Here is a 14,765-nt window from a genome sequence, read left to right as displayed (position 1 = left end):
CCGATTCCCATACAAAAATCGCGCTAATTCAAAACACCTTCCTATCTCCCGTAGGCTGTTGCTGTGTTGTCAAACCGGGCAGGTCTCCTGGCTTCAGGATCAACATCGTTGCAGCGCCTTCCCGGCTATGGCCAGTGGCTTATCGCTGCCTGATTCCCCTGTTACAGTGGCGGGACCGCGCCGGCATTTCACCGGCTTCCCTATTAAGCTTGTACCCGATCGGGTACAGCACCCAGTTCCATCTATTCGATTGGTATGTGTTCCAGTATAACTGGCAGGTAGGCAAGATCATAGCTTTTTCTTCAAATTTAAGGGACTTATTCTATCGTGCATCACTCGTTTCAGTGGACTTGGTTCTGGCTCCCTTCGGAGACATGCCGGTGACCTTTTTGAACATTTTGGAGAACAATAGCGGGTCCGTATATCCCACCGAATGTGCCACCTCGCTAATGGACAGCATCGGACTCTGCAGCAGCTCGGCGGCGCGATTCATCCGGTATTCCAGAAAAAAAGATTGCAGCGGCTTGCCGTACTTTTCCTTAAACAGCCCCGACAGGTACGTGCGATCCAGTCCTACGGCCTGCGCGATGTCGAGAACGCTCGTTTTTTGGCTATATCGGTTCTCCATGTATCTCACCGCCTGTCGTATGTACTCTTCTTTGGTAGAAGAAGGCTGCCGCTTGCCCTCCTCTTCCGGTGAAGAAGCAATCAGCTCGGCTATGAGGCGATACAACAAGCTTTGAGTAAACACGTCCGCGCCCGAGCGGCCGGACACCTGAACCATTTCCTGATACAATCCGTCCAGCGCCGCCTCGTTCCTTGCCCGAAACACCGGATGATCGGAATTCAACTGCGCGCGCTGCATGAACGCTTTGGCCTGCACGCCTTTGAAGCCAAACCACGAATACGTCCATGGGTCCGCCTCGTCGGCTTCATAATGCACGATCGTGTCGGGGAGAATGAGAAAACCTTGTCCCTTGGTTAACATATGCTGCCGATCGTTCATCAGCACCTTGCCGCGTCCCTTGTGAACGTAATGGATAATGTAGCTGTCACGGACGCCCGGCCCCCAGTAATGCAAAGGCTCACAGGCCTCCCACCCGAAAAAAAGCATGACCAGTTCCATCTGCGTCCAATCCATCGGCACCACATTCATTTCGATTCTGCTCACGTCTGTCCCTTCCTTCTGTTTGGAGAGCCGCCAACGTTTGCACCCACGACTCACTTCTTCGAGTTTTATCAAAATTATAACAGGCAAACCGGGCCATATCGCAATGTAAACGAATGCAAAAATGGGATTATGCCATGTTTACGTGAGGTTGCGCCATAGTGAAACGTGCCAAATCGCCCTATAGTGGAGGTACACCAATCCACCAGGGAGGCTGAGCCTGAAATGAACAAAATTACTTTTCTCGGTGCGGGAAGCACCGTGTTTGTAAAAAACGTCCTCGGCGACGTCATGATGACCGAAGCGCTGCAAGATTTTGAACTGGCACTGTTCGATATCGATGCCGAGCGGCTGCGCGATTCCGAACGGCTGCTGGTCAGCATGGCACGTTCGCTTGGCAGCGGCTGCAAGGTGCAAACCTATTCCGATCGCAAGGAAGCGCTGCGCGGAGCCAAATACGTCATTAATGCCATCCAGGTGGGCGGATACGATCCGTGCACGATCACCGACTTCGAAATTCCGAAAAAATACGGCCTGCGCCAGACGATTGCGGATACGCTCGGCATCGGCGGCATTTTCCGCAACTTGCGGACCATTCCGGTCATGCTGGATTTCGCCCGGGATATCCAGGAAGTCTGCCCGGATGCCTGGTTCCTGAACTACACGAATCCGATGGCGGTGCTGACCAATGTCATGAGCGTGCATGGCGGCGTGAAAACGGTCGGCCTCTGCCACAGCGTGCAAGTGTGCGTACCGCATCTCTTCGACGCCCTCGGGATCGATCAGACCGGTGTTGTCGCCAAAATTGCGGGCATCAACCATATGGCCTGGCTGCTTGAAGTCACGCGGGACGGACAGGATCTGTATCCGGAAATCAAACGCCTTGCCCGCATCAAACAACAGGAGAAGCACGACGACATGGTGCGCTTCGAGTTGATGCATCGCTTCGGCTATTATGTGACTGAATCTTCCGAACACAATGCCGAGTATCATCCGTATTTCATCAAAAAGAATTACCCCGAACTGATCGAGCGCTTCAACATTCCGCTGGACGAATATCCGCGCCGCTGCGTCAATCAGATCGAAGGCTGGAAAGAAATGCGCGAGAAGCTGTTCGCCAGCGAAAACATCGAGCATACCCGCAGCCGGGAGTACGCCTCCCATATCATGGAGGCCATGGAGACGAACCGTCCTTATAAAATCGGCGGCAATGTCATGAACACCGGACTCATCACCAACCTGCCGCGCGAAGCCTGTGTCGAGGTACCGTGTCTAGTCGACGGATCGGGCATCACGCCGACGTACATCGGCGACCTGCCACCGCAGCTGGCTGCGCTGAACCGCACCAACATCAACACCCAACTGCTCACCATCGAAGCTGCCATCACAGGCAAAAAGGATCACATCTACCATGCAGCGATGCTTGATCCGCATACGTCGGCCGAGCTTTCCATCGACGACATCGTTTCCCTGTGCGACGACTTGATCGAAGCTCACGGCGACTGGCTGCCGAAATTTACGTCTTAACATTACAATAGTGGTAACGCGATAAACGCCATTCTCGGATCGTGCCGGGAATGGCGTTTGTTCTTTTTTATTTCCAGGCATTAGTCTTGCATTAAAAATCGATATCCGATGCCTGGTTCAGTCTGGATGAATCGCGGCTGAGCAGGATCTTCGTTTAATTTTTTGCGCAAATGTCCTATATATACCCGTAAATAATGGCTGTCCGATTCGTTGTGATGACTGCCCCACACCTGCTGCAGCAATTGGCGCTGGGTCACGATTTTGCCTGCATTGGAGGCAAGCACCTTCAGCATGTCGTACTCGGTCGGGGTCAGCTTGATGGGCATGCCCTCCAACTCCACCTGCCTTTGGGCAAGGTCAATGGTCAAAGCGCCGCAGCGCAATACGGGTTCGTCGGCCGATTTGGCTGCATGGCGAAGCGCAACCCGGATGCGGGCGACCAGTTCGCCCATGCCGAAGGGTTTTGTCACGTAATCGTCGGCACCGCCATCCAATGCGGCGATTTTATCTTCCTCCCGGTCCTTGGCCGTCAGCACGATGATCGGAACCTGCGACCACTCACGAATCCGCTTCAGCACATCCATTCCAGACATGCCAGGCAAGCCTAGATCAAGCACAACCAAATCGGGATGCATGATTCCGGCTTGAGCGACGGCTTCTTCCCCGTCCATGCATTCATGGATTTCGAATTGATGCGCTTGAAGCGTCACCTTTAACAGTTTACGAATTTGCGGTTCGTCATCCACGACCAAGATGCGTGCACCTTGCGATGCCGTCATGTGCATTCCTCCTGTCCCTCTTCTTTTCCCGTCCCGAGAAATCCCGTATCTGCCGCATCCAGCGGCAAACGGATGACCATGCGCGTGCCCCCGTCCGGATTGGCTTCCGCCGCAATCGTGCCGCCATGCACCTCGACGATGCCTCTGCAAATAGCCAGCCCTAGCCCGCTTCCGGTGACGTGCTTCGTGGAATCCGAACGGTAAAATTTCTCGAACACCCGCTCGCGTTCCGCTTTCGGAATGCCTGGACCTTGATCGGCCACGGTAATGACCAGCCAACCCTCCCCGGCATCCATCGCGACCGAGATGACGATCTCGCTGGGATTCGGCGAGTATTTGATCGCATTGCTGAGTACGTTGACCAGCATCTGTTCCAGCAAAACTTCATCGCCGGAAACGAATGGCGGCTGATCGGGCAGCTCCAATCGGATTATCCGCTGCTGCTTATACTGCTGCACCTGCGCCAACACTACGCTTAACATATCGCCCACGTCGCACATGTTATGCCTGAGCTGAAGCATGCCGCTTTCCAGCTTGACCATCTCGAGCAGGTTCGTCACCAGCCGGTTCATGCGCATCGCCGCATCCCGAATGTTGGCCGTCAGTTCGCGCCGATCTTCGGCAGTAAAAAGCTCCTCATTTTCCAGCAGGCCAGTGGATGATCCCATAATGGCCGCGAGCGGCGTACGCAGCTCATGCGACACCGAATCGAGCAGGGCGGTGCGAATGCGCTCCGACTCGGCCGTCATCTGGGCCAAACGCGCTTCCTCCGCCAGCTTCACTCGGGCAATCGCGCTTGCTGCCAGATCAGCACAGGCTTCCAGCAAACGGCGTCTTTCCGGCAAACTGCCGGGATCGGGCAGTTCCATGTTCACCGCAAGCACGCCATGTACCTGTTCTTCCGTGCGCAGCGGCACATAGGTTCCGGAGGCTTCCCGCAAGCTCGAAGATCCCCTGCCAGCCATCTGCCCGTGAACATGCACCCATCTGGCGATGGCCAGCTCCGATTCACTGGTTCCCCATTCAGGTTCTCCAGGTCTTGCAGGCGAAGACGACGCCTGCAATTCCCCTTCCGCATCAGGAAGATAGAGTGCCGCCGGGGCGTTCAGCATCTGCGACACCTGCCGAGCGATGCTGGATAGCAATGTTTCCATATCCGTTATGGCAGTAATCTGACGGCTCAAGCCATAGAGAAGACCGGTGGTGGCTTCACGCTGCTTTACGGTCTCCAACTGCTGCCGGAGCTTGCCCGACAGGGTAGCCGTAAGGATGGCAACCGCCAAATATACGGCAAAGGAAAGAATGTATCTTAAATCATCCACCTTGAAGCTGAAATAAGGCGGAATAAAAAACAGGTCGAATGCAGCCGCGCCCAGGCTGGCCGCATATATTGCCGGTCCAAGTCCCCAATAGACCGCGCTGACCAATACGGGAAACAGGTAGACTAGCGCGGCGTTGACCATATCCCGGCTTAACCCGATCCAGTCGATCAGCGCGGTCAGCAACGCGATGGCGATCGTTACCCACGCATATGCCGATACGCTGCCCCATATATGGGGCAGCTTTTGTTTTTCCAGCCGTGCTTCATGCTGGTGATCCCTATTATGTTCCTGCACGATTCGCCGACACCTCACCCGCTTCATGATCGTAATCGGCCACAATGAGCACATCCATGTGTCTGGACAACCGGATAAGCCGGCTAACCAGCGATCCGGTCCCCTGATACCGGTTGAAATGCCAACCGAGCCGAGCCTGCCCAACGACCAGCTGCGTCGCCTTGGCCTCGGCAGCCTTGTTCGCCAATATCATCGGCACATCCCGCAGACGGTCTGCCGAATGCACATGAAACCGGCCTCCCAGCCTGACTGTCAGCTGCTCCAACGCTTCAAGCCGGCCCGCCTGTTCTTTCGCCGTACGGCCTACCTGTACATGATGTACGTGCCAGGCGGCCTTTAACCGATATGCCGTACGAAATCCGCGCCGAATCAGCAATTCGGCATGCGCGCCGACGCTAACGCATACAAAAACGACTTCCTGCCGCCGCCAAGGGCCCCGCAGGGCATTTCCCCGTCCTGCCGACTCCAGCCGTTCGTCTACGTCGTCGGCCAGCTCGCGCAAAGCCAATTCCCGCAGGGCAATCAGGTTGCCCACGCGAAAAAAATGATTCAGCGCCTGTTCCACCTTGGCTGCTGCATAGATTTTACCTTCCCGCATGCGCTGCCGCAAGGCCTCGGGCGCAACGTCGATCAGCTGTACCTCATCGGCCATTTGCATGATCCGATCAGGCACCGTCTCCCGCACCCGGATGCCTGTGATATGCTCCACCGCATCGTTCAGGCTTTCCAGATGCTGCACGTTGACGGTCGTAATGACAGAGATACCTGCGTTTAATAGCCGGATCACGTCCTCGTACCGCTTTTTGTTTCGGCTGCCAGGCACGTTGGTATGCGCCAGTTCATCCACGAGCACCACTTCCGGGCACAGGCGGAGGATTGCGGCCGTGTCCATTTCTTCCAGCTCGGCACCTTGATATTTGAGCTTTAAACGTGGTATGAGCGGAAGCTGGCCGATCTGCCCCAACGTCTCCGCCCGGCCATGCGTCTCCAGCAGACCGATGCGTACGTCGATGCCTTTGCGCAGCAGGTCATTGCCTTCCCGCAGCATCATGTAGGTTTTGCCTACGCCGGGAGCGGCCCCGATATACACCTTAAACTTGCCGCGACGGATTTGCCCGATCTGTGCCTTCATTTCCGTATCGGTCAATCTGCGATACGTTCGGGCATCCGCATCAGCCAGCCGGGCAGGAAGCACGCGCTCGCCATCCCTTCGGGCAGTATCGGCCAGAAGGAACAGATCGACGCCTTGCACCTTGCGCAGCAATGAGTTCACGAACGATCCCTGCCAGAGCTCCTGCATGCGGCTCTGGCGCGAGTGACCCATCACGATCCGGGTGATGCGATGCCTTGTCGCATAACGCGCCAGCACGGACGGAATATGCCTCCGATGCAGAGCGCGCAGTTCCTCGAACCGGCCTCCGAACTTTTCCACCAGCTTGACCATGTTCCGCCGAAAGGCCGCGGCCTCCTTGGTGAGCGGCTGCTTCCCCATGCGAAATGTGACGGCGTACAACTCTCCGTTCAACCGCTTGGCAATCTGCTGCCCCCGTCGGATATAGATGGAACCGTTCCAGTGATACTGGCTGGATACCAAAATGCGCTCCATGCTGCCTGTCATGACAGGGGTACCCGTCTCCTCCTGATGTTCGCGCAGCGATTCGTTCACCTCTTCGGCCATAAGACGCAGCGCTAATTCACGCAAAATGCCCAAGTTGCCGTGGTGAAATACAGCATGGTTCTCATGGCCCCTCAGATGCCCTTCGGCAAGCCTGTTTAATATCGCCTCTGGCGTCACGTCGATCAGCTTCACCTCATCGGCCAGTTCCAGCGTGTCGTCTGGCACCGTATGTTCCACGGACACCCCCGTCAATTGGCGGGCGAGCTTGGTATATCCCTCCAGCTCATATACATTGACGGTCGTAATCACGCTGATGTTATGCTGCAGCAGCCAGCGGATGTCCTCCAGCCGCGTGGCGTGGCGAGCACCGCGCCGATTGCGATGAGCGAGTCCGTCCACGAGCACCACTTCAGGATTACGCTCCAGCAAAGCTTCCAAATGGAGATCTTTCATCACTGCACCATCCCGTTCACGCAGCCAGTGAATGCTCGGGATGCGTTCCAGCGCTCCCAGCTGCTCCTCCGTCTCTGGGCGCTGCATCGTCGAAACGGCACAAATGACGACATCCACTCCCTGTTCGCGAAGCATGTTGCCTTCCCTGAGCATATGATACGTCTTCCCCGAGCCGCTGACCGGACCGATGTAAATTTTCAACGTGCCCTGCTGTAACTTGTGGATCATCCTTAGAATGTCCTCCGGAGATCGGCGCTTGAAGCTTTCGTCCAATAGGCTCACCCCCATCCTTCAAGTCTGTGACGCAATTTGGCCAAAAAACGGAGAAGCCTCCCACCGGCTCGCGCCAGGGGAAGGCATGTATATCCAGCCCGTTCAGAGACTGTGGCGGCTCTATTCCAATCCGTTTCAATTCCGGATTATTTCATCTCCGCCAAGAGGGCCAGGTTCAATTCGGTCACGTTGACCCTCGGCTCACCGAACAGACCCCACTGCCGTCCTCGAATTTGCGCGTTCACCAGTTGATTCAGCCGCTGTTCGTCCAATCCGGTAGCTTGGCTGATCCGGGGGATTTGGGCTTTGGCCGCTTCCGGAGAAAGATCGGGGTCAAGTCCTGAACCTGAACCGGTCACCAGATCGGCGGGAACCGTTTGGAGTGCCGGATTTTCTTGCTTGATCTCCGCAATCTTGGTCATCATCTCGTCCGCATACTCCTCTGATGCAACAGCCCGGTTGGAGCCAGCTGAAGCGGCAGCGTCGTATCCGGCACCGGATGCCCTTGGCTGGAACAAACCCGGCGAGGCCACTTTCTGTGCCAGCAACGAGGAACCGATCACCTTACCCTGCTGCGTAATCAGGCTGCCGTTCGCCTGAGCCGGAAATAGCAGCTGTGCAACGGCTGTCGTTGCAAGTGGGTAAATGACACCGCATAACAACATTAAAACTAAAGACAGTCGAAGGGCGATCACTGTCATTTTCATCGTGTTTCACATCCCAAACGTGTAATGGTTCCAGCTCTACTCTTATACAAAATTCAGTCCCGACAACACCAGGTCGATCAGCTTGATGCCGATGAACGGTACGATGACGCCACCGATGCCATAGAGCAAAAGGTTGCGGCCAAGCAGCCGGTCGGCCGACATGGCGCGATATTTCACGCCGCGCATGGCGATTGGAATGAGCAGCGGAATAATGACGGCGTTAAATATGAGCGCCGACAGGATTGCCGACTGCGGCGAAGCCAGGTTCATAATGTTCAGCGCCTGCAACTGAGGCATAGCGGCAATGAACATCGCCGGAATGATGGCGAAATACTTGGCAATATCATTCGAAATCGAGAACGTGGTCAGCGCCCCCCGGGTGATCAGCAGCTGCTTCCCGATGGATACGACGGACAACAGCTTTGTCGGATCGGAGTCGAGGTCGATCATGTTGGCAGCTTCCTTCGCCGCCATCGTCCCCGAATTCATCGCCAGGCCCACATCCGCTTGAGCGAGAGCAGGGGCGTCGTTGGTTCCGTCTCCTGTCATGGCGACGAGCTTGCCTTCCTGCTGTTCCTTTTGAATGGCACGGATTTTGTCCTCCGGTTTCGCTTCGGCGATAAAATCGTCAACACCGGCTTCCAGCGCAATCGTAGCAGCCGTCAGCGGGTTATCCCCCGTGCACATGATCGTTTTGATGCCCATGGAGCGCATTTCCTCGAACTTCTCCTTAAGTCCCGGCTTCACTGTATCTTTCAAATAGATGACACCGTAAATCCGGTCATCGATGGCCACGGCAAGCGGCGTGCCGCCTGCTTTGGCAATCCGGCTTGCGATATCGTCCAGATCGCCAGGCACCCGTCCGCCGTGAGCCGCGACATGGCGTTTAATAGCATCGACTGCTCCTTTGCGAATTTGCTGTCCATCAGCCATGTTGAGCCCCGACATACGCGTCTCTGCGGTGAACTCTACGCTTTCGGCCGCAGCGTACTCGGCCTCGTTCCACTGTTCGCCCTGGCGGCCCGCCAACTCAACCACAGAGCGCCCCTCCGGTGTCTCGTCCCGCACGGAAGCCCGCAGCGCCGCTCGGGTCATCTCTTGCACGGTTACGTCCTGTACGGGCACGAATTCGGATGCCATCCGGTTGCCATAGGTGATCGTTCCCGTTTTGTCCAGAATCAGCGTATCGATGTCTCCTGCGGCTTCCACCGCTTTCCCTGACATGGCAAGCACGTTGTACTGGGTGACGCGATCCATGCCCGCAATGCCGATAGACGAGAGCAGCCCTCCAATCGTCGTTGGAATCAGGCAGACCAGCAGTGCGATCAGCGTCGCTACGTCAAGATGGATGCCCAGATAGTCAGCCATCGGAAACATCGTCATAATGACGATCAGGAAAATCATCGTCAGCACCGCAAGCAGGGTAGTCAACGCGATCTCATTCGGCGTCTTCTGGCGCTGTGCGCCTTCCACCAGCGAGATCATGCGGTCGAGGAAGGATTCTCCCGGATCGGTCTGCACCCGCATGACAATATAGTCCGAAGCCACACGCGTGCCGCCCGTGACCGAAGAGAAATCGCCGCCCGCTTCCTTAATGACAGGCGCCGATTCTCCCGTGATCGCCGATTCATCAATCGACGCGAGCCCTTCAATAATCTCGCCGTCGGTCGGTATCATTTCGCCTGTTTCTACGCGAACAACATCGCCTTTTTTCAACTGGGTCGAGGAAACCTGAAGCGTCGTGCCGTCTTTCTGCACCAGTCTGGCCGTTGTATCAGACTTCGTTTTGCGCAGCGTATCTGCCTGCGCCTTGCCTCTGCCCTCGGCGAGGGCTTCGGCGAAGTTGGCAAACAACAGCGTAAACAGCAGGATCAGAAATACCGCCATGTTGTACGCCCGCCCTCCCTCGGCCGCTGCAGCAAACAAATCGGGCTTGATACATAACAGCAGCGTAATCAAGGTGCCTACTTCGACGATGAACATGACCGGGTTTTTGATCATCGCCACCGGATTCAGTTTCCTGAATGCATCAATCATTGCCCGTAGCATAATTTCCTTGTTCATTAACCGTCCCGGCTTCCCGGTGTTCCCGGGCTGAAGATGGCCGTTCTCTCCTCTCACGGCACCTGCCGCAAGCAGCTCGTTGTTCATTCCTTCCATTGTGCGCTCCCTCTTTCATGGATTCACTATCTTCGCAGGTCGTAACTTCCTATTTTGTTGTCCCATCGTAGCGTCATCTGATTAATGCAGGCGAACGCTATCCGACCGACATAGCCAAATGCTCTGCGATCGGCCCCAGCGCCAATGCCGGGAAAAACGTCAAGGCTCCAATGACCACAATGACGACCACCAGAACGGCGGCAAACATCGGTGTATTTGTGCGCAGTGTACCTGTTGTTACAGGAACAATTCGTTTGGTGGCAAGCGATCCGGCAATGGCAAGCAGCGCAATCATGGAAACGTATCTTCCCAGCAGCATCACTACGCCGATGCCGATATTATAAAAGTCCGTATTCGCATTCAGCCCGGCAAACGCGGAACCGTTATTGGCCGCTCCCGAAGCAAATGCGTACAACACCTCGCTGATTCCATGCATCCCACCGTTGGAAATGGACGCCATGGCGTCAGGGCTCAGGAAAGCCAGCGCCGTAGGAGCCAGAATGATCAGCGGATGAATCAGCAATGCAATGGATGCCAGCTTGATTTCCTTCGCTTCAATCTTTTTGCCGAGAAATTCAGGCGTCCGGCCAACCATCAAACCGCAGATGAACACGGCCAAGATCACATACAGCAGACCGTTTAGAAGCCCTACGCCTTTGCCGCCGAACACGTTGTTCAGCATCATCTGGGCCATGGGGACCATGCCTCCAAGCGGTGTCAACGATTCGTGCATATTGTTGACTGAGCCCGTCGTCGCCGCCGTCGTAACTGCGGTGAACAGCGCCGATTCGGAAATGCCGAGCCGCACTTCCTTGCCCTCCATGTTTCCTTGGATGCCCGCTGCCTCAAGTGCAGGCACGCCGCGATATTCGGATACGAATACCGTCGTCAACATAACAAGAAACAGTGCGCTCATCGCGGCGAATAAAGCCCATCCTTGCTTCTTGTTGTTCGCCATGATGCCGAAAGCGTACACCAGTGCCGTTGGCAGCAGCATCATACAGACGATGTGCACCAGATTGGCCAAAGCTGTCGGCGTCTCGAACGGGTGAGCCGCATTGGTTCCGAACCATCCTCCCCCGTTCGTACCCAGGTGTTTGATGGATTCCAGTGAAGCCACCAGTCCCCGCGTAATCGTCTGTTCGCCCCCGTCCAGCGTCGCTGCACGGACAGCTCCGGCCAACGTCTGCGGTACACCCTGAAATACGAGAAACAGCGCAACGAGCACGCTCAGCGGCAAAAACACTCTCGTAATGGCACGCACCATGTCCACATAAAAGTTTCCCAGTTCATTCTTGCGGCCTACCAAGCCGCGTATGAACGCAATCGCCACGGCAAAGCCGGTTGCAGCTGACGTGAACATCGGAAACGTCACGGCCAACATTTGCGACAGATACGATAGAGCATTTTCGCCCGTATACGACTGCCAGTTGGTGTTGGTCATAAAAGAAACTGCCGTGTTAAACGCCTGTGCCGCAGGCATGTTGTCGATCCCGTCCGGATTGAGCGGCAGCCACTTTTGCAGCCGCAACACCAGAAACATCAGGATCAGCATAACCATATTGGAAAGGAGAACGGCCGACAGGTATTTTTTCCACCCCATCGTTTCATCTTCCCGTACCCCCATCGCCTTGTATAACAAACGCTCCGGACCGCCAAAGATCCGGTCAAGCCATGTCCTTTGCCCGCCAAACACCTTTACCAGATAACTCCCCATCGGTTTCACCAGCAGGATGATGATCAGCAGCGTGACTGCCACTTGCAACCAACCTGTACTCATTCCATGTGTCCTCCCCAATTCGCACTTGCAACACCTGCCATCAGAACTTCTCCGGCTTCGCCAGCACATAGCCTAGATACACCATCAGTGCCAGCGCGATCGAACCTACAACGACCATATCCGGTCCCTCCCTTTCTTCCCCTATGCCTTCTCACAAAAATTCATAAATCCCCAAAACAGTGCAAACATCAGCACCGTCAACGCAATCATCGTGACGTCGTTCACCATCCGGATTTCCTCCTTTTTCTCCTGCTCGCATTGAAATTTTAATACGGAACCGTGTAAAAATGGGGTAAAGATTGGACCGGCAGCGCGTAAAAAAAGCGTAAAAATGCAAAAAAAGAACCCTTCACTCCAGCTGCAACCCAGCTGTAACGAACAGGTTCATGTTTAAGGTCGATTTTTCGTTGCTCAAAACGGTTCTTGCGCCCATTGCAACAGCTTCTTCTTGGTGATCTTCGAATGGGAAGCGTGATGGAGAACCTTGCCCTCGCTGAGCAGCAATACCTGCGGCGATTCATGGCGAATCTCCGTTTCTTCAGCGATCCGGCGGGACAACGGACGACTTTCGATCACATCCACCATCCGATACTCCATATTCTGTACCGGATTGGCGGCATTCGCGCTGACAAAAGCGGCAAATTCCCGATACGCACGCGCGCTGACGGGACAAGTTGTACTATGCTTAAGGATGAGCACAGGGTGGTCATCTGAACGGCGGAGTGCCTCCTCCCAATCGTCTGTTTTATATATCTCCGCAATCTGCCCGCTGAGCAGACGCTCCGAATCGGCAAGAGCACGCTTGCTCACGATTGAACCAACGAATATGCCGAGCGCTGCCCCAAAGGCGACGCCGAGCGCGATCTGATCTGTGACGACGCCAATACAGGCCCCGATGGCAACACCTATGCTGAGCCATAACGCCTGATGGTTCACCTGTTTATCCACAAAGATCATCCTTCCCCCAACGTTATCGGAGCGCCGATCTCTTAGAAGGCATCCTCCGCATTCATTCGTCCTCTTTCCAGAAATTATATCATAGGCCTATGAAAAACGGGGGTAATTACTCATCTCACCCCCTGTTTTTGTGTTACACTATTTGTAATTTGGATACGCTGAAAAGGGATAGAAATGAACGGGAAAAGGAGATTTTCTTGATGACATATGCATTCATGATTGAGCCGGATTTTTATACCCCGCTGCACACGGATGAAGAACGCATCGAAAAGTGCCAAGAATGGGGGCTGCTGTCGGACAAGGCGACTAAGCTCAAAACATTTTATTATAAAGGGAATGGTCTGAACGTCCCTTGCACCATCGTTGGTTTCGTGGATCACATGGCCGCAGTCATTCAGCTGGACAACGACCAGAAACACTGCATTCATCCCGCTTATCTCAAGGAAATGCAGGCCTCGGGCTTTAAAGGCACGCTCGCTGCAGCGCCGGACAAAAAAGCGGGCACGCCAGGCGTGGTGGACGGCAGCGAGACAAGCTCCGTCGAATCCTCATCCGATGACGGACTTGTTTCGGACGCAGAATCGTCTGATTTGGCAGACAACAATTCTTCCGCCACGGAAGAACAGCCCTCCGCCACTGACAGAGCCATCGCATCCACGGCCAGTCTGCCAGGCGATCCGGACGGGCTGGTCGAAGAATACGTGTCTCCCCAATCGGCATCCGCATCGGAGGACAAACCTAAGGCCAAAACCGCGAGCAAAGCCAAGGCAGCCAAACTCGATTTGCCGGAAGGCAAGGTCAAAATGACCGCGGTCGTGAAGGAATTTACGACGGTGCCGAACCATTTTGCCGACAATGACGACGAAGTCATCATCTATGAAGCCGTCGCGATTCTGGAACCGGATATGCTCGAAGTGGGCGAGGCCTGGTCCAGCCACAGCGCCACGATCAAAAAGCTGGACCTTGAAGTCGGTGATACGCTGACGTTTGACGCCAAAATCATCAAAAAGAAACTGGCTAAACACCCCGTGCCCTACAAGATCAACAATCCGTCCAAAATTCAGAAACAGTAGGGTCGAAAGCAGCCAACATGGGAAATAATACGTCTATCGACGTACATTCATACAAGACAAACAAGCCTCCGAAAACAGCGCCTATCAGGGCGCTGCTTTGGAGGCTTGTTTGTTTCCTCACTGTTTCCCTGCCCAGCAGCAGCGGGGACATTAAAGACCGAATTAAGCTTGGACAGGCTTTGCGCTGATCTGGAATCCCACGCCGAACTTGTCCGTAACCTGGCCGTAGGCCGGGCTCCAGAACGTTTCCTGTACCGGCATGGTGACCGTTCCGCCTTCTTTCAGTTTGTCGAAAATGCGGCGGGCTTCCTCGGCCGTATCCGTATTTACGGTGACCGTGATGTGGTTGCCCACGGTATGCTCCATGCCAGGAAGGGTATCAGAAATCATGAGCAGGGAGCTGCCGATCTGCAAGGATGCATGCATGACCCAGTCCTTCGCCTCATCGGGAATCGGATGCTCGGGATTTGGCGGCATATCGCCAAATGTTTTCAAATCCAGCACTTCGGCACCAAATGCTTCTTTATACAGTTCCACTGCTTCGCGTCCGGTTCCATTGGTTACAAGGTACACATTCAGACTGATCGACATTCGTTTCCAGCTCCTTTAAACTCACGGATTATATGGCTCAATTCACTTGCGTCAAGAGTATAT

General features: G+C 55.0%; 11 protein-coding genes and 1 riboswitch. Of the genes, 2 read left to right on the top strand and 9 right to left on the bottom strand.

Annotated features, from left to right (window positions below):
* Nucleotides 1-59: 59 nt before the first annotated feature.
* Nucleotides 60-251, bottom strand: a riboswitch (cobalamin riboswitch).
* A gap of 71 nt (nt 252-322) precedes the next feature.
* On the bottom strand, nt 323-1,171 hold the full coding sequence (locus MKY59_RS01275) for an AraC family transcriptional regulator (RefSeq protein WP_339275611.1): 849 nt from the start codon (nt 1,169-1,171) through the stop codon (nt 323-325).
* Between the two features lie 222 nt (nt 1,172-1,393).
* Here MKY59_RS01275 and MKY59_RS01270 point away from each other — a divergent pair, with 222 nt between their 5' ends.
* On the top strand, nt 1,394-2,695 hold the full coding sequence (locus tag MKY59_RS01270; protein WP_339275610.1) for an alpha-glucosidase/alpha-galactosidase: 1,302 nt from the start codon (nt 1,394-1,396) through the stop codon (nt 2,693-2,695).
* An 80-nt stretch (nt 2,696-2,775) separates the two neighbouring features.
* Here the strand turns inward: MKY59_RS01270 and MKY59_RS01265 are convergent, their stop codons facing one another.
* The 7 genes from MKY59_RS01265 to ytxJ form a co-directional block, all read right to left on the bottom strand.
* Nucleotides 2,776-3,474 (bottom strand): response regulator transcription factor, encoded by a 699-nt coding sequence (locus MKY59_RS01265; RefSeq protein ID WP_339275608.1) that lies wholly within the window; start codon nt 3,472-3,474, stop codon nt 2,776-2,778.
* Entirely contained in the window at nt 3,471-5,090 is a 1,620-nt protein-coding gene (locus tag MKY59_RS01260) for an ATP-binding protein (protein WP_339275607.1), read from the bottom strand. The genes MKY59_RS01265 and MKY59_RS01260 overlap by 4 nt, the downstream gene beginning before the upstream one ends.
* The gene (locus MKY59_RS01255; protein ID WP_339275606.1) at nt 5,077-7,389 is read right to left on the bottom strand and encodes a histidine kinase; all 2,313 of its coding nucleotides are present in this window, start codon (nt 7,387-7,389) and stop codon (nt 5,077-5,079) included. Before MKY59_RS01255 ends, MKY59_RS01260 begins: the two co-directional genes overlap by 14 nt.
* A gap of 191 nt (nt 7,390-7,580) precedes the next feature.
* Nucleotides 7,581-8,141 (bottom strand): potassium-transporting ATPase subunit KdpC, encoded by a 561-nt coding sequence (gene kdpC, locus MKY59_RS01250; RefSeq protein ID WP_339275604.1) that lies wholly within the window; start codon nt 8,139-8,141, stop codon nt 7,581-7,583.
* Between the two features lie 42 nt (nt 8,142-8,183).
* On the bottom strand, nt 8,184-10,205 hold the full coding sequence (gene kdpB / locus MKY59_RS01245; RefSeq protein WP_339278299.1) for a potassium-transporting ATPase subunit KdpB: 2,022 nt from the start codon (nt 10,203-10,205) through the stop codon (nt 8,184-8,186).
* A 193-nt stretch (nt 10,206-10,398) separates the two neighbouring features.
* Nucleotides 10,399-12,081, bottom strand: a complete 1,683-nt coding sequence (gene kdpA / locus MKY59_RS01240; RefSeq protein WP_339275603.1) for a potassium-transporting ATPase subunit KdpA — start codon at nt 12,079-12,081, stop codon at nt 10,399-10,401.
* A gap of 411 nt (nt 12,082-12,492) precedes the next feature.
* Nucleotides 12,493-13,029 carry a bacillithiol system redox-active protein YtxJ gene (gene ytxJ, locus MKY59_RS01235; protein ID WP_236420319.1) on the bottom strand — a complete coding sequence of 179 codons (537 nt, stop codon included), beginning with the start codon at nt 13,027-13,029 and terminating at the stop codon, nt 12,493-12,495.
* 209 nt (nt 13,030-13,238) lie between these two features.
* Here ytxJ and MKY59_RS01230 point away from each other — a divergent pair, with 209 nt between their 5' ends.
* Nucleotides 13,239-14,111 carry a hypothetical protein gene (locus MKY59_RS01230; RefSeq protein ID WP_339275601.1) on the top strand — a complete coding sequence of 291 codons (873 nt, stop codon included), beginning with the start codon at nt 13,239-13,241 and terminating at the stop codon, nt 14,109-14,111.
* A gap of 162 nt (nt 14,112-14,273) precedes the next feature.
* Here MKY59_RS01230 and MKY59_RS01225 read toward each other — a convergent pair whose 3' ends face one another.
* The gene (locus MKY59_RS01225; RefSeq protein WP_236420321.1) at nt 14,274-14,702 is read right to left on the bottom strand and encodes a VOC family protein; all 429 of its coding nucleotides are present in this window, start codon (nt 14,700-14,702) and stop codon (nt 14,274-14,276) included.
* Nucleotides 14,703-14,765: the final 63 nt, after the last annotated feature.

The organism is Paenibacillus sp. FSL W8-0426, from assembly GCF_037969725.1.
Classification (GTDB): Bacteria; Bacillota; Bacilli; order Paenibacillales; family Paenibacillaceae; genus Paenibacillus; species Paenibacillus hubeiensis.
This window is presented reverse-complemented; position numbering and strand designations above follow the sequence as displayed.

What these genes read in the sequence shown, in the direction of transcription:
- MKY59_RS01270 (WP_339275610.1), top strand. Translation starts at nt 1,394, where the DNA reads ATGAACAAAATTACTTTTCTCGGTGCGGGAAGCACCGTGTTTGTAAAA.
- MKY59_RS01265 (WP_339275608.1), bottom strand. Translation starts at nt 3,474, where the DNA reads ATGACGGCATCGCAAGGTGCACGCATCTTGGTCGTGGATGACGAACCG.
- MKY59_RS01255 (WP_339275606.1), bottom strand. Translation starts at nt 7,389, where the DNA reads ATGATCCACAAGTTACAGCAGGGCACGTTGAAAATTTACATCGGTCCG.
- kdpC (WP_339275604.1), bottom strand. Translation starts at nt 8,141, where the DNA reads ATGAAAATGACAGTGATCGCCCTTCGACTGTCTTTAGTTTTAATGTTG.
- kdpB (WP_339278299.1), bottom strand. Translation starts at nt 10,205, where the DNA reads ATGAACAAGGAAATTATGCTACGGGCAATGATTGATGCATTCAGGAAA.
- kdpA (WP_339275603.1), bottom strand. Translation starts at nt 12,081, where the DNA reads ATGAGTACAGGTTGGTTGCAAGTGGCAGTCACGCTGCTGATCATCATC.
- MKY59_RS01230 (WP_339275601.1), top strand. Translation starts at nt 13,239, where the DNA reads ATGACATATGCATTCATGATTGAGCCGGATTTTTATACCCCGCTGCAC.
- MKY59_RS01225 (WP_236420321.1), bottom strand. Translation starts at nt 14,702, where the DNA reads ATGTCGATCAGTCTGAATGTGTACCTTGTAACCAATGGAACCGGACGC.